19 protein-coding genes are annotated in these 22,666 nt (G+C 73.1%); 9 read left to right on the top strand and 10 right to left on the bottom strand.

Features of this window, described 5'->3' with window-relative positions:
* Positions 1 to 61: 61 nt before the first annotated feature.
* A complete protein-coding gene (locus ACFZBD_RS08635; RefSeq protein ID WP_391137714.1) occupies positions 62 to 562 on the bottom strand; it encodes an STAS domain-containing protein in 501 nt (166 codons plus the stop codon).
* 219 nt (positions 563 to 781) lie between these two features.
* On the bottom strand, positions 782 to 1,147 hold the full coding sequence (locus ACFZBD_RS08630) for a hypothetical protein (protein WP_391137711.1): 366 nt from the start codon (positions 1,145 to 1,147) through the stop codon (positions 782 to 784).
* 158 nt (positions 1,148 to 1,305) lie between these two features.
* On the opposite strand from ACFZBD_RS08630, the gene ACFZBD_RS08625 reads away from it, so the two are divergent.
* Positions 1,306 to 2,043: a GAF domain-containing protein gene (locus ACFZBD_RS08625; protein WP_391137708.1), complete on the top strand. Its 738-nt coding sequence runs from the start codon at positions 1,306 to 1,308 to the stop codon at positions 2,041 to 2,043.
* Positions 2,044 to 2,333: 290 nt separating this feature from the next.
* Here ACFZBD_RS08625 and ACFZBD_RS08620 read toward each other — a convergent pair whose 3' ends face one another.
* A complete protein-coding gene (locus ACFZBD_RS08620) occupies positions 2,334 to 3,902 on the bottom strand; it encodes a hypothetical protein (RefSeq protein ID WP_391137705.1) in 1,569 nt (522 codons plus the stop codon).
* A 245-nt stretch (positions 3,903 to 4,147) separates the two neighbouring features.
* Positions 4,148 to 5,011, bottom strand: a complete 864-nt coding sequence (locus ACFZBD_RS08615; RefSeq protein WP_391137702.1) for an N-formylglutamate amidohydrolase — start codon at positions 5,009 to 5,011, stop codon at positions 4,148 to 4,150.
* A gap of 97 nt (positions 5,012 to 5,108) precedes the next feature.
* On the opposite strand from ACFZBD_RS08615, the gene ACFZBD_RS08610 reads away from it, so the two are divergent.
* Positions 5,109 to 5,255 carry a hypothetical protein gene (locus ACFZBD_RS08610; RefSeq protein WP_391137699.1) on the top strand — a complete coding sequence of 49 codons (147 nt, stop codon included), beginning with the start codon at positions 5,109 to 5,111 and terminating at the stop codon, positions 5,253 to 5,255.
* On the top strand, positions 5,252 to 5,707 hold the full coding sequence (locus ACFZBD_RS08605) for an FhaA domain-containing protein (RefSeq protein WP_391137696.1): 456 nt from the start codon (positions 5,252 to 5,254) through the stop codon (positions 5,705 to 5,707). Before ACFZBD_RS08610 ends, ACFZBD_RS08605 begins: the two co-directional genes overlap by 4 nt.
* A 96-nt stretch (positions 5,708 to 5,803) precedes the next feature.
* Here ACFZBD_RS08605 and ACFZBD_RS08600 read toward each other — a convergent pair whose 3' ends face one another.
* Positions 5,804 to 7,009: a serine hydrolase gene (locus ACFZBD_RS08600; RefSeq protein ID WP_391137693.1), complete on the bottom strand. Its 1,206-nt coding sequence runs from the start codon at positions 7,007 to 7,009 to the stop codon at positions 5,804 to 5,806.
* A 446-nt stretch (positions 7,010 to 7,455) separates the two neighbouring features.
* Here ACFZBD_RS08600 and ACFZBD_RS08595 point away from each other — a divergent pair, with 446 nt between their 5' ends.
* The 5 genes from ACFZBD_RS08595 (at position 7,456) to ACFZBD_RS08575 (ending at position 14,464) form a co-directional block, all read left to right on the top strand.
* The gene (locus tag ACFZBD_RS08595) at positions 7,456 to 8,820 is read left to right on the top strand and encodes a globin domain-containing protein (RefSeq protein ID WP_391137690.1); all 1,365 of its coding nucleotides are present in this window, start codon (positions 7,456 to 7,458) and stop codon (positions 8,818 to 8,820) included.
* A gap of 89 nt (positions 8,821 to 8,909) precedes the next feature.
* Entirely contained in the window at positions 8,910 to 9,617 is a 708-nt protein-coding gene (locus tag ACFZBD_RS08590) for a pyridoxamine 5'-phosphate oxidase family protein (protein WP_391138540.1), read from the top strand.
* A 313-nt stretch (positions 9,618 to 9,930) separates the two neighbouring features.
* Positions 9,931 to 10,134 carry a cold-shock protein gene (locus ACFZBD_RS08585; protein WP_100598391.1) on the top strand — a complete coding sequence of 68 codons (204 nt, stop codon included), beginning with the start codon at positions 9,931 to 9,933 and terminating at the stop codon, positions 10,132 to 10,134.
* A gap of 207 nt (positions 10,135 to 10,341) precedes the next feature.
* Entirely contained in the window at positions 10,342 to 11,778 is a 1,437-nt protein-coding gene (locus ACFZBD_RS08580; protein WP_391137687.1) for a DEAD/DEAH box helicase, read from the top strand.
* A gap of 598 nt (positions 11,779 to 12,376) precedes the next feature.
* The gene (locus tag ACFZBD_RS08575) at positions 12,377 to 14,464 is read left to right on the top strand and encodes a phosphocholine-specific phospholipase C (protein ID WP_391137684.1); all 2,088 of its coding nucleotides are present in this window, start codon (positions 12,377 to 12,379) and stop codon (positions 14,462 to 14,464) included.
* Between the two features lie 21 nt (positions 14,465 to 14,485).
* On the opposite strand, the gene ACFZBD_RS08570 is transcribed toward ACFZBD_RS08575, so the two are convergent.
* The 5 genes from ACFZBD_RS08570 to ACFZBD_RS08550 form a co-directional block, all read right to left on the bottom strand.
* A complete protein-coding gene (locus tag ACFZBD_RS08570) occupies positions 14,486 to 16,255 on the bottom strand; it encodes a VanW family protein (RefSeq protein ID WP_391137681.1) in 1,770 nt (589 codons plus the stop codon).
* A 124-nt stretch (positions 16,256 to 16,379) separates the two neighbouring features.
* On the bottom strand, positions 16,380 to 17,822 hold the full coding sequence (locus tag ACFZBD_RS08565) for a GH1 family beta-glucosidase (protein ID WP_391137679.1): 1,443 nt from the start codon (positions 17,820 to 17,822) through the stop codon (positions 16,380 to 16,382).
* A gap of 93 nt (positions 17,823 to 17,915) precedes the next feature.
* Positions 17,916 to 18,833 (bottom strand): ABC transporter permease subunit, encoded by a 918-nt coding sequence (locus tag ACFZBD_RS08560; RefSeq protein ID WP_391137675.1) that lies wholly within the window; start codon positions 18,831 to 18,833, stop codon positions 17,916 to 17,918.
* Positions 18,834 to 18,837: 4 nt separating this feature from the next.
* Positions 18,838 to 19,842, bottom strand: a complete 1,005-nt coding sequence (locus tag ACFZBD_RS08555) for an ABC transporter permease subunit (protein ID WP_391137672.1) — start codon at positions 19,840 to 19,842, stop codon at positions 18,838 to 18,840.
* A 248-nt stretch (positions 19,843 to 20,090) separates the two neighbouring features.
* Positions 20,091 to 21,407 (bottom strand): extracellular solute-binding protein, encoded by a 1,317-nt coding sequence (locus ACFZBD_RS08550; RefSeq protein ID WP_391137669.1) that lies wholly within the window; start codon positions 21,405 to 21,407, stop codon positions 20,091 to 20,093.
* A 177-nt stretch (positions 21,408 to 21,584) separates the two neighbouring features.
* Between ACFZBD_RS08550 and ACFZBD_RS08545 the strand changes: the two genes are divergently transcribed.
* Positions 21,585 to 22,613: a substrate-binding domain-containing protein gene (locus ACFZBD_RS08545; RefSeq protein WP_391137666.1), complete on the top strand. Its 1,029-nt coding sequence runs from the start codon at positions 21,585 to 21,587 to the stop codon at positions 22,611 to 22,613.
* The last annotated feature ends 53 nt before the right edge of the window (positions 22,614 to 22,666 follow it).

The following is a 22,666-nucleotide window of genomic DNA, read 5'->3' as shown; positions in this document are numbered from 1 at the left end:
GGCCTCCAGAGCAGCAGCAGGACCGCCCCGGCCATCGGCGTACACGTCAGCAGGACGAACGTCATGACAGGCCCGCGGCGCTCAGTGCGACGGCCCACCTCCGGCGAGGGGGCGCGGTCCGGGGAGTCGGCGGGCCCGGTGGCGCCCCCGCGGAAGGGCCGGGTCCGCTCCGGCGCGCGCGGCGGCCGCGCAGCAGGGCCACGGCGCACAGCAGACGGCGTACGGCGGGAGAGGGCGGCTCCATCCGGAGCCGGAAGCCCCGGCGCATCCACCGGTCCAGCACGTCGAGGAACCCCGAATCGCAGAACGTGACGCGGGAGGTGTCCAGGACGAGGGAGCGGTAGCCGTCCGCGGCCGCCGAGGCGAGCATCGCCCGCAGGGGTCCGGCGCTGAAGCGGTCGATCTCGCCCGCCAGATGGATGACCAGGGTGGTGGAGCCGAGGGTGGCGCAGGAGTGGACGATTATGTCGCCCGGCGCGGTGTCGCCACCGGCCGCCGCCGTGCCCCCCGTCGCCGTGGCGTCTCCCGGGGCCGCTGCCGCCGCACCGGGCTGCGCTCTCACGGGATCCGGCTCGCGCGGAGTCGTACCGGACAGTATCGGACTGGTTCCGTTCGTGGTGCTCACGCCACCATCAACACCGCGCCGCCCTCGCGAGGACACGCGGCACGCGGGTCGTTCACCCCTGCGAGCAGGGCGGATCCCCGCCATGGGGGAACGCGTCCGCCGGCACGTCCGCGAAGCCCGGGCGTCCGCACCGCCGACGGGGGAGGAGGGCGAGCGTCACGGCGCATGGTTGCTGTGGCCGCACACCCAGGCGAGGGCGTCGTGCACCCCACGGTGGTAGTCGCGCGGACCGGCCGCGCTGGTGGGGTCCTCCATCTGCACCACGGCCGCGTCCACCTCGGCCGTGAGGTCCTGCAGGCCCGGAACCCCCTCGGCGCTGCCGTTGCCGGTCACCGGAGAGCGTTCCGTGCCGCCGAGGGCCCACTGGTACGCCGCCGCCGCGCCACTGGTGAACTGCGGGGACGGCGGCTCCACCGCCCCCGTCCGGGCGCCCAGCCGGTTCCGGGCCACGACCACGGCGGCGTACTCCCTGGTGCCGACCAGCGGCTCCCGGCCCTGTCGTCTGCTCCCGTAACGAGTCATACCGCCCGACTACCCTGCCCCGGGCCCCCTGATGTCCGGCCCGGGGCAAGCCGTCGCGGGCGGCCCCGGACAGGGCGGATCGATGGATGACACATGGAAGTGCGGAACGGTGGTAGACGAGGGGGATGAGGAGCACGCCGGAGGTACCACCATCGATCGTGCACGACGTCTCGGTCGCCGCGGCCGTCGGGAGACGCGCTCTGCCCAGCCGTCTCTGCGCCGCGTTCATACAGTCGCTGGGAGCCCAGCGTGCCACCCTGTCCCTGCTGCCGCGTGTCGAGCACTGGCAACTCCTGCACGCCACCGACGAGTCGGCCCTGCGGGCCGAGGCGGCGCAGTTCACCCGCGCCGACGGCCCGTCGGTCAGCGCCGCGCTCGAAATGCGGCCCGTCTACGTCCCCGACGTACGGGACCACCCCTGCCCCGCCGGGGCGGACCCCGCCGACGGGTTCCTCGACGTCCGACACGCCCTGGCCCTGCCGCTGCACATCCGCGACACGCCGGTGGGCGTGATCTGCCTCTACTACACCGAGCCGGCGCCGGTCACCGACGTCCGCATCACCCACGCGGAGCGCGCCGCCGACGTCGCGCTGGAGGCGCTGCTGCGCTGGCGGGCGGTGCACGCCAGCTCCCGCCGCGGCCGGCCGGTGTGGACGACCGACACACGGGCCGCCCGCTGGGAACGCATCCACCAGGCCGCCGGCTACGTCGCCGCCCGTGAGGACTGCGCCGCCGCCGACGGGCTCGCCCGGCTCCAGGAGGTCAGCGTGCGCGACGGCGTCTCGCTGCTCGACGTGGCGGACACCGTGCTGCAGCCCTCGCACACCCACCCGGCCGAGCCGGGAACGGTGACCGCCGTACCCGGGTGGGAGGTGCCCCCGACGGCACGGGTGTGAGCGGCCTTCGGCGCCCTTCTTCGGGGCTCGGTTCGCCTCCGGGCGCCTATGTGCGTGCGTCGACGGTCGATCGTGCTCGGCCGCTCGTGCCTCGCGGCCTGCGCGCGTTCTCCCTTTCGACGCCCGCGGCGCCCTTCGGCTCACTCGCCGAGGCGTACGGGGGCCGCCTTCGGCTCACTCGCGCCCGGGCCGCAACGCACCCCGCCCGGGCAGCGGATGCTGTCCGGGCGGGGTCGTGCGGGCGGTCGCGGCGCGGGCGAGGGGTGCCTCGGGCGCGCCCCGCCGGCGCGTCAGGCGCTGTCCGGCGCGCCGGTCGTCGTCTTCGTATGACGCACGACGGCCGAACCGGCCAGGGCGACGACGGCGGCGCCGCTCAGCACCGCCACGGCCTTCGCCCAGGCGAACGTCGAACCGAGGCTGCTGGTCAGCAGATCGACGGTGCGGGCACTCGCCAGCGCGTGGAGCGCGATGACGCCCACCGCGAGCCCCGCGGAGGCCGCCCAGACGCCCAGCGTGTCCCGGGCCGCGATCCAGACGCCGAACACCAGGCACAGCACGGCGACGGTCAGCGACACCGTCCCCGCGTAGCCGTCGGCGCCCAGCCCCGCCAGATCCGTGGGCAGATGGATCAGGCCGCAGGCGAACAGCGCGAACGCGGCCGGCCAACGCAGCGGCGAACGGAGCCCCGGGGTGGAGGTGTGGCTTCCGGGCCCCGCGGCCAGTGCCCCGTTCAGAGCCTTCGGCCACAGCCCGGACTCCTCGCGAGACCGCTTCGGCTCCTTCGGCGGCTTCGGCTGCCGGGACTGCTTCGGCGCGGGGGCGAGGACCGGGACCGCCTCCCGGGCCGGGGCCGGACGGTCCTCCGCCGGGGCGGCGGCCGGGGCCGGCGCGGGGCGGTGCTTCGCCTCCGACCCGCCGGGCGAGCGCCATTCGCTGCTGCCCGTGCCGAGGATGCTCACGAGCTGCACCACGTCCTCGATCGGCCGGCCCACGGCCGCGGCGCGCAGGGTGGTCTCCGCCTGCTGCAGGTCGTACCCCGACTCGTTGAGCAGCGCCACGAGCTGCCGGACCTCCTCCAGGGGGCGGGAGACGGCGGCGGCGCGGAGCGCGACGTCGCCGGGGCTGGAGAGTTCGCCGGTCTCCTTGAGCCGGGCGACCAGCGAGGCGACCTCCGCCACCGGACGCTCGGTCGCGGCCGTCCACAGGAGGGTGTGTATCGCCTCGTCGTCGGCATCGGCGCGGTTCGACACCGCCGAGGCCGTCACGGGGGCCAGCACCGGGACCGCCGAGGGCGCCGGGTCCTTCGCCTCGGCCGCGGGCTCCTTCGCCTCGGTCTCCCGCTTCGCGGGCTCGGGCTCGGGCGGTGCCGGCGCGGGCCGGGGCTCACGGGCCTCGGGCTCCGGCGCGGCGGCCTCCGGTTCCTTCGCCACGGGCTGCCGCACCGGGGGCTCCGCCGTCCGGAACGCGGTCTCCCGCGTCTCGGGCGTCTGCTCCCGCTTCAGTACCACCGAGGGCTCCGGCCGCTTGGGGGCCGGCTCCAGGGTCTTGATCGTCGGTCCGTGCGCCTCCGCCGTCGGCCGTGGGGGTGCGGCCGTCGACCAGGGGGCTTCGTAGGGAGGCGCCGGGCCGACCGGAGCCGCGGCCACGACGGGGACGCCCGGCGCCCTGGCGGGCATCGCGGGCGGCATCGACGGCATGGGCGGAGGCATCGGCGGCATCGGCGGCATCACGGGGGTGAGCTGCGCGCTGGGAGCCGGGTGCGGAGGGACGGCGAACACGGGGTCCGGCGCGGGGGCGGGACCGGCGGTCCGTTCTGTGTCGTCTTCCGCCGGATTGCTGTTGAAGGGTACGGGGGTCATGTCGCGGGCTCCGTTCGTGGAACATCCGGTAGGTGTCCACCGTGGCTGTCTCGTGACGCACCAGAAGGCGCACACTTGAGTACAACTAGTGCGCAGTTTGCGACACTGCGCCATCCGGGAACCGCCCTGCTGAGCCGACGGGGCGACAAGGACGCTCCGGCCGGTCCTGAGACCCCCCCGCACGGACCACGCCACCGGTGACGCGGGGGCACGGACCGACGCCCACCCCTCGGAAGAGTCGGCCGTCAGGCCGACGCCCACGCCACGAGACGGGCCAGCGCGCCCGCCAGCGCGTCGAGTCCGGGGCCCGCCGGCCCGCCCGGCTCGGCCATGTAGAGGTCGCGGCGGATCTCCACCATCAGCGCGCTGACCTGCGGCGTCCTCCCGTAGTGCCGCAGGGGTACGTACGTGCCCGCGAACGGCGTGTCGGTCCGCGTGCCGCCGAAGCCGGCGAACGCCTGCCGTGCCGCGTCGAGCAGCGCGGGGGGCGTGTGGAACGCGTCCGTACCGAGGCAGACCGGCGGGCGGGGGCCGTCGCCGTGGAGTTCGTACGGCAGCGCCTCGGTGGGATACGAGTGGACGTCCACGATCACCGCCCGCCCGACGGCCTCCAGCCGTTCGGCGACGGCGTCCGTCATCGCCCGCGCGTACGGATGGAAGTACCGCTCGATCAGGGGCTGTCCGTCGTGCCCGGCCGGGCGCAGCTCCTCGCGGTGCGTGGTGCGGGTGTAGACCGCGCCCATGCCCGCCGCCAGCATCTCCTCGCGTTCGTCGGGGAAGCGCTCGGGATCGACGACCAGGCGGGAGAGCCCGTTGACGAACCGCCAGGGGAGGAGCGGAGAGGCCTCGGCCGCCCCGGCCGCGATCTCGGCCGTGTACGCGTCGGTGATGTGGTCCAACTCCCGGACGAGAGCGGTGTCGTCGAGCGTGATCCCGGCACGGACGGCGGCCGGTATCGCCCGGGAGGAGTGCGGCACGTGGAGGATCACGGGCGAATCGGGCGCTCCGGCGTGGAGCAGGAAGGCGGGCGCGCTGCCCTCCGCGCCGCGCCGTGAAGCCGGCGAGGAGGTGACGGAAGGGGAGGGAGAGGAGAGGGAGTCGTCGTGCATCGGGTTCCTCGCTGCGCGTCGCGTACGGATGGGGGCTCCCGGACATCGTCGCGCCATCCGCGGGTAGGCGGAACGTACACGGCCCCAAGGAGGAACCATGTCCGGTCTGATCACCCGCCTCAAGCAGTTCACCCGCAGCCCGCAGGGACAGCGGACGATCGCCTCGGCCCGGCGCGCCGCCGCCGACCCGCGCAAGCGCGCGCAGGCGCGCAGGCTGCTCGGACGGCTGCGCGGACGCCGGTGAACGGGCGGCCGGAGGGCAGGCATTCGGCGGCGAGCGGGCTCTCCCGGTGGGAACGGGCCCTGGAACGCTGGCAGAACGGCCTGCTCTCCCGGGTCCGCGACGAGGAGCCCGTCGAGCTGGTCGACGCCCTGCGCCACGAATGCGACGACCACGCCGTGGTGTGCAGCGAGAACCGGGTGGTCGTACCGAACGCCTACGAGGTCGAACTGGACGCCGCGGTCCACGAGGAGCTGCAGCGCCGCGCCCGGCGCGACGTCGGAGAGGCCCTGACGGACGAGCTGGCGCGCCACGGCGAGCGGAAGGGGTACGAGTGGGCGGGCCCGCTGACCGTCCGCGTCATCCCGGCCCCGCGCCCGGCCGACGATCCGTACCGCGTGAGCAGCAGCCCCATGCCCCACGTCCGCGCCGACGCCTTCCCGGCGGAGGGCACGGCGGCCGGCACGACCGGCTGAAGGGGGCGGCGCGGCCCCGCGTGCCCGGCCCGCGGCCCGGCCGACCGGACCTGGGTCCGGTCGGCCGGGCCGCTTCGTTCCGCGCGGTCCGTCGGCTCAGCGCGGCGGGACGGGGCGGTCGTAGACGTTGTCCGGGGTCACGATCCGGGTGATCGCCCGGGCGAGGAGGGTGGACGGCTCCTGACCCTGGGAGAAGATGTCGGTGTTCAGCATGAGCACGAGGGTGGCCTTCCGTGACGGCAGGTAGACCGTCACGCTCTCGTAGCCCGGGATCGAGCCGTTGTGCCCGATCCAGCCGCCCGACTCCAGGATGCCGAGCCCGTAGTTCGTACCGGGGAAGCCGGTCGGCAGCGTCCGGAGCCGTTCCCGCTGGGTCTCCGGACGGAGCAGCGTGCCGGTGGCGACGATCCCGGCCCACCGCCGCAGGTCCTGCAGGTCCGAGATCATCGCGCCGGCCGCCCACGCCCAGCCGGGGTCCCAGTCGGTGGCGTCCGCGCGGGCGCCGGTCGGGGTCTGGTCGGTGTAGCCGCGCGGGTGCGGCTCGGGGAACTCCGCGCCCTTCGGGAACAGCGTGTGGTCCAGGCGCGCCGGGCGGAGCACCCGCTCGTGGATGAAGCGGCGCAGCTTGACGCCGCTGACCTTCTCGATCACCAGGCCGAGCAGGACGAGGTTGGTGTTGGAGTAGTCGAACCGGGTTCCCGGCTCGGCGGTGTTCGCGTGCCGGAAGGCGTAGGAGAGCACTTCGTACGGGGTGAACGGGCGCGTCGGGTCGCCTTCCAGGTCCTCGATGAACTCCGGGTCGGCGGTGTAGGAGAACAGGCCGCTGCGCATCTCGGCGAGATGGCGGAGCGTGATGTGGTCGCCGTTCGGGACGCCCCGGATGTAGGTGGAGACCGGGTCGTCGAGCCGGAGCCGGCCGTCGTCGACGAGCTCGAGCAGTGCGGTGACGGTGAAGGTCTTGGTCTCGCTGCCGATCCGGATGTGGGTGTCGGTGGTCATCGGCTCGCCGGTCGCGGTGTCGGCGACACCGCTCGCGCGGACGTAGCTGCCCTGGCCGGGCATCCAGAGGCCCACCACGACGCCGGGGATCCCGGCCTGCCGGCGGACGTCCTCGACGGCCTTGTCCAGCCGTGCGGTCAGCTCGGGGCCGAGGCCGTGCCGCGCGTCGTCGTTCGGACCGGGAGCGTCGCCGCCCATGGCGCGGACGGGCCCGGCCGTGGCGGGGCTCGTCGCCACCGGAGCGAGGACGGACGCCACGAGCAGGGCCGCGGCGAAGGCACGGCGGCGGGATGGACGTCGCATGGCGGGTGCCTCTTCCTTTTCGGGGTGTCGGAGGGTCAGGTCACCACCCGTGCCCGGGGCGGAGAGCCCTCGCGCGGACGCAGTGCGGCGAGTCCACTCCTTCGGAGCCACCGCCGGTGCCGGTAAGACGCCCCCTCTGCCCGTTACCCACGGAAATGCGAGGGCGGGAAAGTGAAGAGGACAAGTGAAGAAACTGCGGAGTTCGGATGGGTGTTCGGGTATTTCGGTGGCGGAAGAAGTACCGAAACAAAGCGGGCGACTCGTGTCATCCGTCGAACCCATAGGTAACTTTCCATTCGGGACGGGTTCTCACGTGCGTGAAGTCCTGACAACGTGGATACGAGGGTGGTTCAGGCGGTAGAGGATCGCCGTCATGGATTTCGGCGGGCGGGGTAGGGTCGAGCCCGCGAAGAGCGACCGAAAGACGTTCGAGGCGAGGCACACCGATGGACGGCAGCAGTGGGGGCGGGGGCTGGTTCAGTCCAAGCCCGAACAGGAAAGCGACCGAGACGGGGCAGGGGATTCGGACGGAAGAGGGCCCGATACCCGGCACGACCGCCGGTCCCGGCGGACGGCCCGGCCCTGCGGGCCCCGAGCGCCCGATACCCGGCCGCGCCGGTGCCGCCGCCCCGCCGCATGCGGCTCCGAGCCCTTCCGGCACGTCCACCGCCCCCGGCAGAGACGTTTCGCCCGAGGCCGACCTCATCCGCCGCACCATGGCCGAGACCGAGCCGATCGCGGACAAGGTCACGTCGTACTTCTACGCGCTGCTCTTCCTCCGCCATCCCGAGCTGCGCAGCCTCTTCCCCGCCGCGATGGACGCCCAGCGCGACCGCCTCTTCAAGGCCCTGCTCACCGCGGCGAGACACGTCGACGACACCGCCACCCTCACGACCTACCTGTCCCACCTCGGCCGCGGCCACCGCAAATACGGCACCCGGCCCGAGCACTATCCGGCCGTCGGCGAGTGCCTCATCGGAGCCCTCGCCCGCTACGCCCCGCGGACCTGGGGCCCGGAGGCGGAGGCGGCCTGGGTCGGCGCCTACACCGCCATCTCCCAGATCATGATCGACGCCGCCGCCGAGGACGAGCTGCGCGCACCCCCGTGGTGGGACGCCGAGGTCGTCGCGCACGAGATGCGCACCTCCGACATCGCGGTCGTGACCGTACGGCCCGGGCAGCCCTACCCCTTCCGTGCCGGGCAGTACGCCGCCCTGGAGACGCCCTGGTGGCCGCGCGTCTGGCGGCACTACTCCTTCGCCTCGGCCCCCCGCTCGGACGGCCTGCTCTCCTTCCACGTCAAGGCGGTACCGGCCGGCTGGGTCTCCAACGCCCTGGTCCACCGCGCCCGCCCGGGCGACGTCATCCGCCTCGGCGCCCCCGCCGGCTCCATGACCGTCGACCACAGCACCGACAACGGCCTGCTGTGCCTGGGCGGCGGCACCGGCATCGCGCCCATCAAGGCGCTCATCGAGGACGTCGTCGAGCACGGCCGTCGCCGCACCGTCCAGGTCTTCTACGGCGCCCGCAGCGACCACGACCTGTACGACATCGACACCATGCTCCGCATGCAGCAGTCGCACCCCTGGCTGTCGGTCCGCCCCATCGTCGACGACGGCCCGGGCGGCGACCTGTGCGGCCAACTCCCCGACGCCGTCTCGCAGTACGGCCCCTGGCACACCTACGACGCCTATCTGTCCGGCCCGCCGGCCATGATCCGCCGCAGTGTCGACACCCTGGTCGGCTTCGGCATCCCGTCCCACCGGATACGGCACGACTCCATCGAAGAACTGGTCGGAGCAAGGAATTGAGCACATTCGAGCAGGCCGGGCCGCAGCCGGCCGTGGCGGTACGGACGACGCGCCCGGGCAGCGAGGGCGAGCACCACGTCCAGCAGCGCATGGGGACGACCGAACGCGCCGACAGGTTCTACGCCGACCAGGTCCTGGACCGGCTCAACGACCGCATGCGGGAGTTCGTGACGCGCCAGGAGATGTTCTTCCTGGCCACCTCCGACCGGCACGGCGAGTGCGACAACACCTTCCGGGCCGGCCCGGCCGGCTTCCTCCGGGTCCTGGACGACCTGACCCTCACCTACCCGGAGTACCGCGGCAACGGCGTCCACGCCAGCCTCGGCAACATCGAGGAGAACCCGCACGTCGGCATCCTCATGGTGGACTTCGTCCAGGACCGCATCGGACTCCACGTGAACGGCGCCGCCCGGATCGTCGCCGACGACGAGATGCGCCGCGCCCACCCCGGGCTGCCCGAGGACCCCGTCCCCGGCCGCCGCGCCCTGGTGTGGGTGCAGGTCACCGTCGAGGAGGCGTACATCCACTGCGCCAAGCACATCCCGCACCTGCAGAAGATGCCCGCCCAGGGCGGCAGCCGCGCCTGGGGCACCGACGACTGCAAGCGCAAGGGCGGCGACTTCTTCGGCGCCGCCGCCGAAGCGGGCGAGCGCGGACCGTTCCTGCCGCCGCCCCGCGCGGACGCGGCGGCGTGGCGCGCCGAGGCCACCAAGGTCCTCGCCCGGGCCGAGCGGCGCGCCGCGGAGGCCCGGGAAGAGGCCTTCAGCGGCTGGTTCCGCAGGGACGTCTCCGTCTGAGCCGCACCGGTCCGAAGCTCCGGTGCCGCACCGGTCCGAGGGCCGTCCTCCCGGTGTCCGGCCGCCGTCCACACGGTGGTCGGGCACCGGACACCGGATATTCCCGTCCGGTTCACAAACACGGAAGGCTATTTCCGTGCTACAGTCGATAGCAGTTGCAGTTGTGGTTCCCATAAGACTTCAAGTGCCCGATGACGGTTCTCGCCGTCGGGCACTTTTGTATTTTCGGGCTTTTTCCGGACGGGGTAATCATCGCGGCGACGCCGGGATCCGCACAGTGCGGGCCCGGGTAGTGCCCCGAAGGAGATATGACATGGCTACTGGCACCGTGAAGTGGTTCAACTCGGAAAAGGGCTTCGGCTTCATCGAGCAGGAGGGTGGCGGCCCCGACGTCTTCGCCCACTACTCGAACATCGCCACCCAGGGCTTCCGTGAGCTTCAGGAAGGCCAGAAGGTGAACTTCGACGTCACGCAGGGCCAGAAGGGCCCCCAGGCGGAGAACATCGTCCCCGCCTGACGTTGAACGTCGAGGCGTGACTGACGCAGTCGGGGCCCCCACCGCGAGGTGAGGGCCCCGGCTCGTTGGCGTCTCCAGGGGCTTTCGCCCCGCTCTGCCGCACCGGTGACTTCCTCGCATTGTGCACGGGTGCCGTTTGTCGCCCCGCATTTCGACGCGTGGCCGGATCGACTTCCCTCGCCATCCGCCCCGTCGAGGAAGGAATCCATGAATCCCCCGACCACCGACCGTTCCGCCGGGAATCGCCCGGAGGGAACGAACGAGTTCGCCCTCCCGGACCCCGTCACCCCGGCCCTTCCCGCCGCGGCCGCATTCGCCGACACCGGCCTGCCCGCCGCGCTCCTGAAGACGCTCGCCGATCAGGGTGTCGACCGGCCCTTCCCGATCCAGGCCGCCACCCTGCCGAACGCCCTCGCGGGACGCGACGTCCTGGGCCGCGGCCGCACCGGCTCGGGCAAGACGCTCGCCTTCGGCCTCGCCCTCCTCGCGCGTACGGCGGGACGGCGCGCGGACGCCAAGAAGCCGCTGGCCCTGATCCTCGTCCCCACCCGTGAGCTGGCCCAGCAGGTCACCGAGGCGCTCACCCCCTACGCCCGGGCGCTGAAGCTGCGGACCGCCACGGTGGTCGGCGGCCTGTCCATCGGGCGCCAGGCGGGCGAGCTGCGCACCGGGGCGGAAGTCCTCGTCGCCACCCCGGGCCGCCTCATGGACCTCGTCGAGCGCAAGGACTGCCGCCTGGACCAGGTGGCCGTCACCGTCCTGGACGAGGCCGACCAGATGGCCGACATGGGCTTCATGCCGCAGGTCACCGCCCTGCTCGACCTCGTACGCCCCGACGGTCAGCGGATGCTGTTCTCGGCCACCCTCGACCGCAACGTCGACCTGCTGGTCCGCGGCTACCTCACCGACCCGGTCGTCCACTCGGTCGACCCCTCGGCCGGCGCCGTCACCACCATGGACCACCACGTCCTCCAGGTGCACGGCCCGGACAAGTGGGCCACCGCCACGGAGATCGCCGCCCGCGACGGGCGGGTCCTGATGTTCCTGGACACCAAGCACGCGGTCGACCAGTTCACCCGCCACCTCCTCGGCAGCGGCGTCCGCGCCGCCGCCCTGCACGGCGGAAAGTCCCAGCCGCAGCGCAGCCAGACCATGGAGCGGTTCAAGACCGGCGAGCTCACCGTGCTGGTGGCCACGAACGTCGCGGCCCGGGGCATCCACGTCGACCGGCTGGACCTCGTCGTCAACGTCGACCCGCCCGCCGACGCCAAGGACTACCTGCACCGCGGCGGCCGCACCGCGCGCGCCGGCGAGTCCGGCATCGTCGTCACGCTCGTCACCCAGAGCCAGCGCAAGGACATGGCGCGCCTCCTGTCCGAGGCCGGCATCCGGGCGCGGACCACGACGGTCCGCTCCGGCGAGGCCGAACTGAGCCGCATCACCGGCGCCCAGGCCCCGTCCGGCGTCCCCCTGGGCAAGAACGCCCCGGCCAAGGACGCCTCCCAGCGCGGCGGCGCCGCCTTCCGCGGCATGGGAACCGTCCCCGGACGCCCCGGCCGCGCCAAGAACGAGTCCCGTCGCGCCGCCGACGCCCGCCGTACGGCCGAGGCCCGCAAGGCCGCCCGCGTCCGCCGGGGCGCCTGAACACCTCCCCGAGCGGAGCCCCCGCGCCCGCGACCCGGACCACCGGGCGCGGGATCGTCCCCGCCCCCGCCCCGTGGCCGGGCTCCGCGGCCTCCGGGGCGACGTCCAGCAGCGCGGGCCCGTAGCACGGCGTCTCGCGCAGGGCGATGAGTAACGCCAGGCGGGGCCCGTCGGGAGGCAGTTCGTCCGGGCCCCGACGCCATGAGGTCGGGAATCCCCAGCCGGCCCCTGCCCGGGCCTTGAACCGGAGGGCCCGCTGCCGTCGTAGAGGACTGGTCCCCCTCGCCCGGCGCGCAGATCTCCGCCGACCGGCACGCGCATCGCGGATCACCCGCCACGCGCCCCGCGAAGACGGCCTCCGGCCGCCCGGGCCCGGCATGGACTTCTCGTACGACTCCATGGACTCTTCGCCGACCCCCGCCGTGGGGAGCGGAACGCGCCCTACCGTGATTCCGGCCGTGCGGACGCCCTCGTGGCCCCGCGTTCACCACCTGTACCGCGCCCCCACGCGTCGACGACACGCCCCCGTCCCCTCTCCCGCTGATCTTGGGCTCGCTCGGACCAACGTCCCCCCCAACCCGCAGAGGTGCTCGGACCCATGACCGATCTCGACCGGCGCCGCTTCCTCCGGATCGCAGGCGCGACCGCCGGTGCCACCGTCGGCTCCACCGCAGGGCTCGCCGCGCTCGGCGGCAGCATCGCCAGGGCGGCCGCCATCCCCGCCGCCCGGACCTCCGGCACCATCGCCGATGTCGAGCACATCGTCGTCCTGATGCAGGAGAACCGTTCCTTCGACCACTACTTCGGCTCGCTTAAGGGTGTCCGCGGCTTCGGCGACCCCCGCCCGATCACCCTCCCCAGCGGAAAACCGGTCTGGTACCAGGCCGACGGCGCCAAGGACGTCCTGCCGTACCACCCGACCGCCGACGACCTCGGCATGCAGTTCATCGCCGGCCTCAACCACGACTGGGCCGGCGGGCACAAGGCCTTCAACAACGGTAGGTACGACCAGTGGATCCCCGCCAAGTCCGCGGGCACGATGGCCTACCTGACCCGGGACGACATCCCCTTCCACTACGCCCTCGCCGACGCGTTCACCGTCTGCGACGCGTACCACTGCTCCTTCATCGGCGCCACGGACCCCAACCGGTACTACCTGTGGACGGGCTACACCGGGAACGACCGCACCGGCGGCGGACCCGTCCTCGGCAACGACGAGCTGGGCTACGGCTGGACGACGTACCCCGAGCGACTGGAGCGGGCGGGCGTCTCCTGGAAGATCTACCAGGACATCGGCGACGGACTGGACGCCGCCGGGCACTGGGGCTGGATCGACGACGCCTACCGCGGCAACTACGGCGACAACTCCCTGCTGTACTTCAACAGCTTCCGCAACGCCCAGCCCGGCACCCCCCTCTACGACAAGGCCCGCACCGGCACCGACGTGAAGGCCGGCGACGGGCTCTTCGACGTCCTGCGCGCCGACGTCGCCGCGGACCGGCTGCCGCAGATCTCCTGGATCGCCGCCCCCGAAGCGTTCAGCGAGCACCCCAACTGGCCCGCGAACTACGGCGCCTGGTACATCGCCCAGGTCCTCGACGCGCTGACCTCCAACCCCGAGGTCTGGAGCAGGACCGCCCTCTTCATCACCTACGACGAGAACGACGGCTACTTCGACCACGTCGTGCCGCCCTACCCGCCGGCCTCGGCCGCCCAGGGGCTCTCCACCGCCGACACGACGGCCGACCTCTTCCCCGGCGACTCCCGCTACGCCGCCGGCGCCTACGGCCTCGGCCAGCGCGTCCCGATGCTCGTCGTCTCGCCCTGGAGCAAGGGCGGCTACGTCTGCTCCGAGGTCTTCGACCACACCTCCGTCATCCGCTTCATGGAGCGCCGCTTCGGCGTCGCCGAACCGCACATCTCCCCCTGGCGCAGGGCCGTCTGCGGCGACCTGACCTCCGCCTTCGACTTCGGCCTCGAGAACACCGCGCCGGCGACGCTGCCGGACACCAGCGGCTACCGCCCGCCGGACGGCGACCGGCACCCCAGCTACGTGCCCAAACCGCCCGCCCGGCCGGCGCTGCCCCGGCAGGAGCCGGGCGCCCGCCCCACCCGCGCGCTGCCCTACGAACTGGTCGTCGACGGCACCGCCACCCCCTCGACCGGCCGCTTCACCCTCGCCTTCGGCGCGGGGGCCGGTGCGGGCGCCTTCTTCTACGTCACCGCCCGGGGCCGCACCGACGGACCCTGGACGTACACCGCCGGGGCGGGCAAGACCCTCTCCGACACCTGGAACACCGCCTACTCCCAGGGCGTCTACGACCTGACGGTCACCGGCCCCAACGGCTTCCTGCGCGGCTTCAAGGGGCCGGGCAGGACGGCGGGACCCGAGGTGACGGCCCGGCACGACGCGGCGACCGGAAGCCTGCTGCTGACCATGACCAACCCCGGCGCCGCCGACGTCCACCTGACCGTCACCCAGGCCAGGGCGTACGGCGGTCAGGCGCAGACCTTCAAGGTCGCCAAGGGCGCCACGGTGCGGCACACCGTCGACCTGCGGGGCAGCCGGCGCTGGTACGACCTCTCCGTCGTCTCCGACCGGGACGCCGCCTTCCTGCGGCGCTTCGCCGGGCACGTGGAGACCGGTGCCACCGGGGTCAGCGACCCCGGCATCGCCACCGGCTGACGCGGGGCCGCCCGGCCCGCCTCACTCGCAGGTGACGCGGTCGCGCGGGGTGTAGTGCGTGCGGAACGTCTCCCGCCCGACCTCCGCCCCGCCGTCGCGGAAGACCCGGTCCACGGCGATGTCGAAGCCCTCCAGCGGCGTCTGGGGCTCGCACGTCGGGCCCTTGCCCGTCCGCTCGGCCGGCTCCTTGAGGCGGGTGCGCGGCCCCGCCACCGCCTCCACGGAGTCGTGCTTCTTCGTGCCGTAGAACGTGACGGTCACCGAGGAGTCCGTGGAGGTCGCCTCGATGTAGATGCCGTGTCCGGAGTCGTTGCGGAACTTCAGGTCCAGCGAGCCCCAGGCGACCGTCGCCTCCCGGCCGGCCGGGTAGCGCTCGATGTAGAACGAGTGCGCTCCGTACTCGACGGGCTTGACCCCCGCGAAGAAGATCGCGTTGAAGACGGTGGTGGCGACGGCGGAGACACCGCCGCCGGGAGCCGAGCGGTACTGCCCGTCCAGGATCATCGTGCCGTCCACGAAGCCGTTGGCCTTCGTGCGCTCGCCGACGGTCCGGTTGAAGCTCCACAGCTCGCCCGGCCGCACCAGCGAACCGTTGATCAGCTCGACCGCGCGGCCGATGTTGGTCGTGCGGTAGGGCGCGGTCGGGAAGTCGACGGTGAAGGTCGACATCCGTTCCGTGATCCCCAGCTTCCCCACCGACGCTCCGGTCAGCTCCGGCTGGATCAGCCGGGTGGCGACGGGCCCCGTGCGGGCCGCGGCGCCCGTCCTGGGCAGCAGCGGCAGCACCGCCTCCTGGAGCGCCTTGGCGGACACCTCGTGGCCCGGCCGGCCGTCCGACTCCACGACGACCCGGCCGTTCCGTACGCCCAGCTCCGCCTCGACGGGCCCGTCCGCGATCGAGTCCAGCGGACGGGCGACCTCCGGGTCGCGCAGCAGGCCCGGGCCGTCGAGCGTGGCGGCCAGCCGCCCGCGGGCGTCGGCCTTGACCTGCAGACGGTCGCCGAGTGTCGCCGGAGCGATCCGCAGCGGCTTGCCCGCCGCGGTGACCGTGACCGGTCCCGACATGGCGGGGTTCGCGAAATCCTTCAGGAAACGGGTCACCTCGGCCTCGCCCACGGCGGGCCGGGACACGGCCGCCGGCAGCGTCAGGGGGGCCGCCGTGGATCCGCCGGCGGCCGGATAGCCGGCGCGGATCGCGGCGACCGCCGCGTCGGTGTCCAGCTTCACGCCGTCGCGCGGCGGCGTCGCGACGGCCTTGCCGTCCTTGAACGCCACGGCGCCCTCGACCACCGGGCGGTCGTAGGTGGCGGCCACCCGCTCCATCGCCGTCCGCGCCGCGGCCTCGTCGAAGGCGACGACCGGCTCGACGTCGCGGTTCCCGGAGGAGAAGAGCCGCCCGATCACCGTCACCGGGTCCCGGGCGGGGTCGGCGGCCCGCTCGGCGGTCTTCGCCGCGTCGACGGCCAGACCGGCGGAGACGGGATCGACGCTGCCGGTCCGGTCGCCGACCCGGAGGGGGATCGGAGCGGTCCACGAGGCGGGGGCCGAGGCGGTCAGCTTCGCCCGGGCCTCCTCGCGGCTCATCCCGCCGATGTCGACCCCGGCGACGCGCGTGCCGTCGGATATGTCGTCCCCGGTGGCCACAAGACCGGCGATGTACAGACCGCCCGCGGCGACGACGGCCGCTCCGGCCGCCGTCGCCGCGATGCGTATGCCTCGGCCCGGGCTCCTGCCCTCACGCGGGCGGTGGGGTGAGGGGGGCGCGACCTCACCTGTCGTCGAGGGACGCACACACCCTCCCGTGCAGTCGAGGTCCCGGTTACACCCGAGACGGTACGTCGAACGGACGTCCGATGCACAATGCGCCCCGCTGACCTGCATCGATGCAATTGTCCCCCGGGCTTCCCCCCGGAGGTCAGCCCTCCGCGGGGTCGACCAGCTCGCCGGCCCGCGCCACGCGCGCGTACCAGTGGGCGCTCGACTTCGGCGTGCGCCGCTGTGTCGCGTAGTCGACGTGGACCGCTCCGAAGCGCTTGGCGTAGCCGTACGCCCACTCGAAGTTGTCCATGAGCGACCAGAGGAAGTAGCCCCGGACGTCCGCCCCGGCGGCGATCGCCCGGTGCACCGCCGCCAGGTGGGCGTGCACATAGGCGATCCGGTCCGGGTCGTGGACGGTGCCGTCCGCGCCGACCACGTCCTCGTAGGCCGCGCCGTTCTCCGTGATCAGCAGCGGAAGACCGGGCCGGCGGGCCGAGACCCTGGTCAGCAGGTCGTACATCCCGCTCGGGTCCACCGCCCAGCCCATCGCCGTGCGCTCGCCCGGCGCCTGGTGGAACGCGACGTCGTCCGCGCCCGGCCAGGGGGAGTGCTCGCTCGCCCCGTGCCCGTCGTCCTGCGGCTTCTCCGCGCCCTCGGCGACCGCCGAGACCACCGTCGGCGTGTAGTAGTTGATGCCGAGCGAGTCCAGCGGCTGCCGGATGGTCGCCGTGTCGCCGTCCCGGACGAACGCCCAGTCCGTCAGCGCCGCCGTGTCGGCGAGCAGCTCCGGCGGGTACGCGCCGTCGAGCAGCGGGCCGAGGAAGACCTCGTTGCCCACCCGGTCGATCCGGCGGGCCGCCTCCCGGTCGGCGGCCGACGAGGTCAGCGGCCGGACCTCGTGCAGGTTCAGGCTGATGGACGGCTTCGCCCGGCCCGGCAGCGCCGCGCGCAGCGCCTGCACGGCCAGACCGTGGCCGAGGTTGAGGTGGTGGGCGGCGCGCAGGGCGGCCACCGGGTCCGTACGGCCCGGGGCGTGGACACCGGAGCCGTAGCCGAGGAAGGCGCTGCACCACGGTTCGTTGAGCGTGGTGAAGCGGCTGACCCGGTCGCCGAGCGCATCGGCGACCAGGGACGCGTACGCGCCGAAACGCTCGGCGGTCGCCCGCTCCGGCCAGCCGCCGGCCGCCTCGAGATCCTGCGGGAGGTCCCAGTGGTAGAGGGTCACGACCGGCTCGATGCCGGCGCCGAGCAGCTCGTCGACGAGCCGACGGTAGAAGTCGAGGCCCTTCTGGACGGCGGGGCCGCGGCCGGTGGGCTGGACCCGGGGCCAGGACACCGAGAAGCGGTAGGCGCTCAGGCCCAGGTCGGCCATCATCCGCACATCGTCGCGGAACCGGTGGTAGTGGTCGACCGCCACGTCGCCGGTATGGCCCTCGAACACCTTCCCCGGCGTGTGGGAGAAGGTGTCCCAGATCGACGGGGTGCGGCCGTCCTCGGCCGCGGCGCCCTCGATCTGGTAGGCGGCGGTGGCGGTGCCCCAGAGGAATCCGGCGGGGAACCGGCGGACCGAGGTGAGGGGGCGGGGATCTGTCGCGGTCATGCGGGGGTGCTCCCGAGTGAGAGGAATGGGGGTGGGGGCCGGGCACGGGGGCGGGGGCCGCGGAGGCGGCCGGCCCGATGCCGTCGGCGGCCGTCAGTTCTTGACCGCGCCCGAGGTGATGCCGCCGACGATGTGCTTGCCGAGCACGGCGAAGACGAGCAGCAGCGGCACGGTCGATATCAGCGCGCCGGTCAGCACCACGGCCTGGTCGACGGTGTGGTTGCCCGACCCGAGCCCGGCCAGGGCGACCTGCAGGGTGGGGTTCCCGTCCGGGGTCAGCGCGATGAACGGCCAGAAGAAGTCGTTCCAGGCCTGCACGAACACGAGCATCCCGAGGACCGCCATCGCGGGCCTGGCCACCGGGAAGACCACGTGCCAGATGATCCGCAGGCTGTGCGCGCCGTCCATCCGGGCGGCCTCGACGAGTTCCACCGGCAGCGCCTCGACGAGGTACTGCCGCATGAAGAACACCCCGAAGGCGGCGACCAGGGAGGGGAGGACCACCGACTGGAGCTGGTCGACCCAGCCCAGGTCGGTGATGATCCGGTAGAGCGGGATCACGCTGAGCTGCGGCGGGATCGTCATGGTGGCGACCACGAGGGCGAGCATGGCGCCCCGGCCCTTGAAGGGCAGCTTGGCGAAGGCGAAGCCGGCGAGGGTCGAGAACAGGACGGTGGAGACGGCCACCAGACCGGCGACGACGGTGGTGTTGACCAGTGCCTCTCCCATGTCGACCTGGTTCCAGGCGAAGGAGAGGTTGTCGAGGAGCCGGGGGCCGGGCAGCAGCGGGGCGGGGGCCTCGACCACGCGCTCGCCCGAGTGGGAGGCGGCGACCAGGTTCCAGTACAGCGGGAAGAGCGAGACCAGGGCGGCCAGGCCGAGGAGGACGTAGGTCAGCGGCCCGGCGTGGTGCTGGCGCCCGGCGCCCGGGGCCCCGAAACGCCTCCCGCGCGGCCGGCCGGGGGCGGAGGTCCCGCCGCCGGCGGGTGTCCTGTCGAGGGTGTGCGTCATGAGGTCATGCCCCCAGCTTCTTGCGGTTGGCCCGGGACACGAGCCTCTGGACGGCCCCGATCAGCAGCAGGAGCAGCAGCATCACCCAGGCGATCGCGGACGCCTGCCCCAGCGCACCGGTCACCCAGCCCTTCTCGTACATGAGCAGGCTGAGGGTCTGGAACTGGTTGCCGCTGCCGCCGCTGATGCCCAGGCTGCCTCCGAAGATCATCGGCTCGCCGAAGAGCTGGGTGGCGCCGATGGTGGAGACGATGATCGTGAACAGGATCGTCGGACGGATCGAGGGGATGGTCACGCTGAGGAACTGCCGCCAGCGCGAGGCGCCGTCGAGCGCCGCGGCCTCGTAGAGGTCCTGCGGGACGGCCTGCATGGCCGCCAGGTAGATGAGCGCGTTGTATCCGGTCCAGCGCCAGGTCACGATCGTCGAGATGGCGATCTGCGACGGCCACTTGGACGACTCCCAGTCCACGGGGTCGAAGCCGGCCCAGCCGAGCACGGTGTTGATGAGGCCGTAGTCGGTGTTGAAGAGCTGGGCGAAGACGAGGGTGGCCGCCGCGATCGAGGTGGCGTACGGGGCGAGGACCGCGACCCGGAAGAAACCGCGGCCGCGCAGCTTGTAGTTGAGCAGATGGGCCAGGCCCAGCGCCATCAGGAGCTGCGGGACGGTCGAGACGACACCGATGGTGAAGGTGTTGCCGAGCGCGTTCCAGAAGAACTCGCTGTCGGTGAGGGCGGTGTAGTTGTCGAGGCCCCTCCACTGCGCGTCGCCGCCGAGCTCCACGCGGTGGAGCGAGAGCCAGCCCGTGTAGAGCAGCGGGAAGAGCCCGAAGGCCGCGAACGTGAGGAAGAACGGGGCGACGAAGGCGTACGGGCTCAGCCGCAGGTCCCACCGGTACATCCTGCTGCGCCACGGTCCGGGCGGGCGGGGGTTGTTCGGGCGGGCGGCGGGGGAGGGGTGCGGGGCGGGCGGCGGGGGGCCGTCGGCCGCCGCCCGGACGGAGGTGGCCACGAGGGGCGTCCCTTCGGGTGTCGGTACGTCGCTGCTTCGGTACGGCGGTATGGGGGTACGGCGGCGGGCGTCATCGGCCGCGCGAGCCGTGACGGGCAAGGCGGGGGCTGGGCAAGGGGGGCCACGCGGGGTGGGGCGGAAGCGGCCGGTCGGCCGCCCGGCGGGGGAGCGCCGGGCGGCGCGCGCGGGGTGTGCGGGCCCTCGGACGGGCGGGGTTCGGGGCGGGCCGGCCGCGCCGGGCCGCTCGCCTACTGCGCGATCTTGTCCGCGACCAGTTTCCTGACGTTCTCCCAGGCCTTCGCCGGGTCCGTACCGCGCTGCTCGATGTCGAGGATGCCGTTGTCGGTGATGAAGGTCTTCACCTGGCCGTCCCAGCGGCTGATCGGGGCCGGGGTGATGCCGGCCGCCGCGTCGGAGTAGATCTTCCCGACCGGGGTGTCACCGAAGTACGGCAGCTTGGCGTTCTGGACGGTGGGGGAGGAGAGGGTGTCCTTGGTGGACGGGATGTTGCCGTTCACCCCGAAGACCTTGGCGTGCTGGGCCGGGGCGGTCAGCCAGGCGGCGAGCTCGGCCGCCTCCTTGGCGTGCTTGCCGGACTTGGGGACGGCGAGGAAGGAGCCGCCCCAGTTGCCGGCCACCGGCGGCGCGGCGATGTCCCACTTGCCCTGGTTGCCGGCGCCGGCCTGGTCCTTGATGATGCCGGTCATCCAGCTCGGGCAGGCGACCGTGGCGAACTTGTTGTTCTTGAAGGCGGCGTTCCAGCTGCCCTTCTCGTCGAACTGGCGCAGCTTGGCGGTGATCCCGCTCGTCGCCGCCTCGACGGCGGTGTCCCAGGCCTTCTTCACGCCGGGGCTGTTCTCGTAGTCCAGCTGCCCGCCGGTGTCGGCGTACTGGACCGGCTGGCTGGAGACGACGGCGTTGAAGAGACCGCTCGCGGAGTCGTGGAAGGCGGTTCCGGCGGGAGCGTTCTTCTGGTAGGTCTTGCCCGTCGCGAGGAACTTCGACCAGTCCCCGGCCCAGAGTTCGGCGACCTTCGCGCGGTCGGTGGGCAGCTTGGCCTTGGCGAAGAGGTCCTTGTTGTAGCAGATGGCCATGGGGCCGATGTCGGTGCCGAGGCCGATGACCTTGCCGTCGGAGGTGGTGGCCTGCTTGACCTTCCAGTCGAGGAACGCGCCGAGGTCGGCGCCCCCGGTGGAGCCGAGGTCCGCCCACTTGCCGGCCATCGCCGGGCCGGTGGCCTCGGCGATGTAGCCGACCTCCAGGGCCTGGATGTCGGCGAGACCGCTGTTGCGCGAGAGGCGCAGCTTCAGCGTGTCCCAGTACTTCTGGCCGTCGGCCACGTTGGACTCGACGATCTCGATGCCCGGGTGCGTCTTCTCGTACTCGGCGTAGAGCTTGGCGCCGGTCTTGTCGTCGTAGCCGAAGGAACCGAACGTCCCGATGCGCAGGGTGATCTTTCCGTCGCCGGAGGCCTCGTCGGACCCTCCGTCACCGCAGCCGGTGAGCAGGACCGTGCAGGCCGCGAGCCCGGCGACCATCGCGGTTCTCGTTCTGGAAGTGCGCATGCGACTCTCCTCGTCCAAGGCGGGGTGTGGGAGCGCTCCCACATCCATCTGGCCGGAAGGTTGCGGCCCCGCGGGGGTGGGTGTCAAGAGGTGTGCGCGAATCCGGTACGAAGTCGTGGGAGCGCTCCCACTGTTGATAGGGTCGCGGGAGCACAGGGCGGCGAGGGGAGACGGCAGATGGTGGTGAGCGGGCGCCAGACCGGCAGGCCCACCCTGGAGGAGGTCGCGGCGCGGGCGGGTGTCGGCCGGGGCACGGTCTCGCGCGTGATCAACGGTTCCCCGCGCGTCAGCGAGCAGGCCAAGGCCGCGGTCGGCCGGGCCATCGCCGAGCTGGGGTACGTACCCAACCGGGCGGCCAGGGCCCTCGCGGGCAGCCGTACCGACGCGGTGGCCCTGGTGATCCCCGAGACCGAGGCCCGGCTGTTCGCCGAGCCGTACTTCCTCGACATCATCCGCGGGGTCAGTGCCGAACTCGCCGACGCCGACAAGCAGTTGCTGCTCACCCTGATCCGCAGCGACAAGGAGCGGCAGCGCTTCGAGCAGTATCTCGCCGCCCAGCGGGTGGACGGGGTGCTGCTGGTGTCGGTGCACGGCGACGATCCGCTGCCGGACCAGGTGCGGGAGCTCGGTCTGCCGGCGGTGCTGAACGGCCGTCGCTCGGAGGGCGAGACGGTGGCGTACGTCGACTCCGACAACGTCGGCGTAGGCCGCTCGGCCGTCGTCCATCTCGCCGGCCGGGGGCGGCGCCGGATCGCGACGATCACGGGGCCGCTCGACATGTACGGCGCCCGGTGCCGGCTCGACGGCTACCACCAGGGCCTCGACGAGGCGGGTCTCGCCCCGGACCGGCGGCTGGTCGCGACCGGCGATTTCACCGAGGAGGGCGGACGGCGGGCCATGCGGGAACTGCTCGCCCGCCGCCCGGACCTGGACGCGGTCTTCGCGGCCTCGGACGTGATGGCGGCGGGTGCGCGCGGGGCGCTGCGCGAGGCGGGGCGGCGGGTGCCCGACGACGTGGCCCTGGTCGGGGTCGACGACTCGGCGGTGGCGCGGCACATGGACCCGCCGCTGACGAGCGTGCGCCAGCCGATCGAGGAGATGGGGCGGACCATGGCGCGGCTGCTGCTCCAGGAGATCGGGGAGGCCTCGGAGGAACAGCCGCGCCGGATCCTGCCGACGGAGCTGGTGGTACGCGCCTCGTCCTGAGGCGCTCCGAGAAGGGGGCGTGGCGGGGCTCGCGAGGCGTGTGGGGCTCAGGG

This window comes from Streptomyces sp. NPDC008121, from assembly GCF_042957155.1.
Classification (GTDB): domain Bacteria; phylum Actinomycetota; class Actinomycetes; order Streptomycetales; family Streptomycetaceae; genus Streptomyces.
The sequence above is the reverse complement of the archived record's forward strand: the minus strand, read 5'-3'. Positions and strand labels throughout refer to the sequence as shown.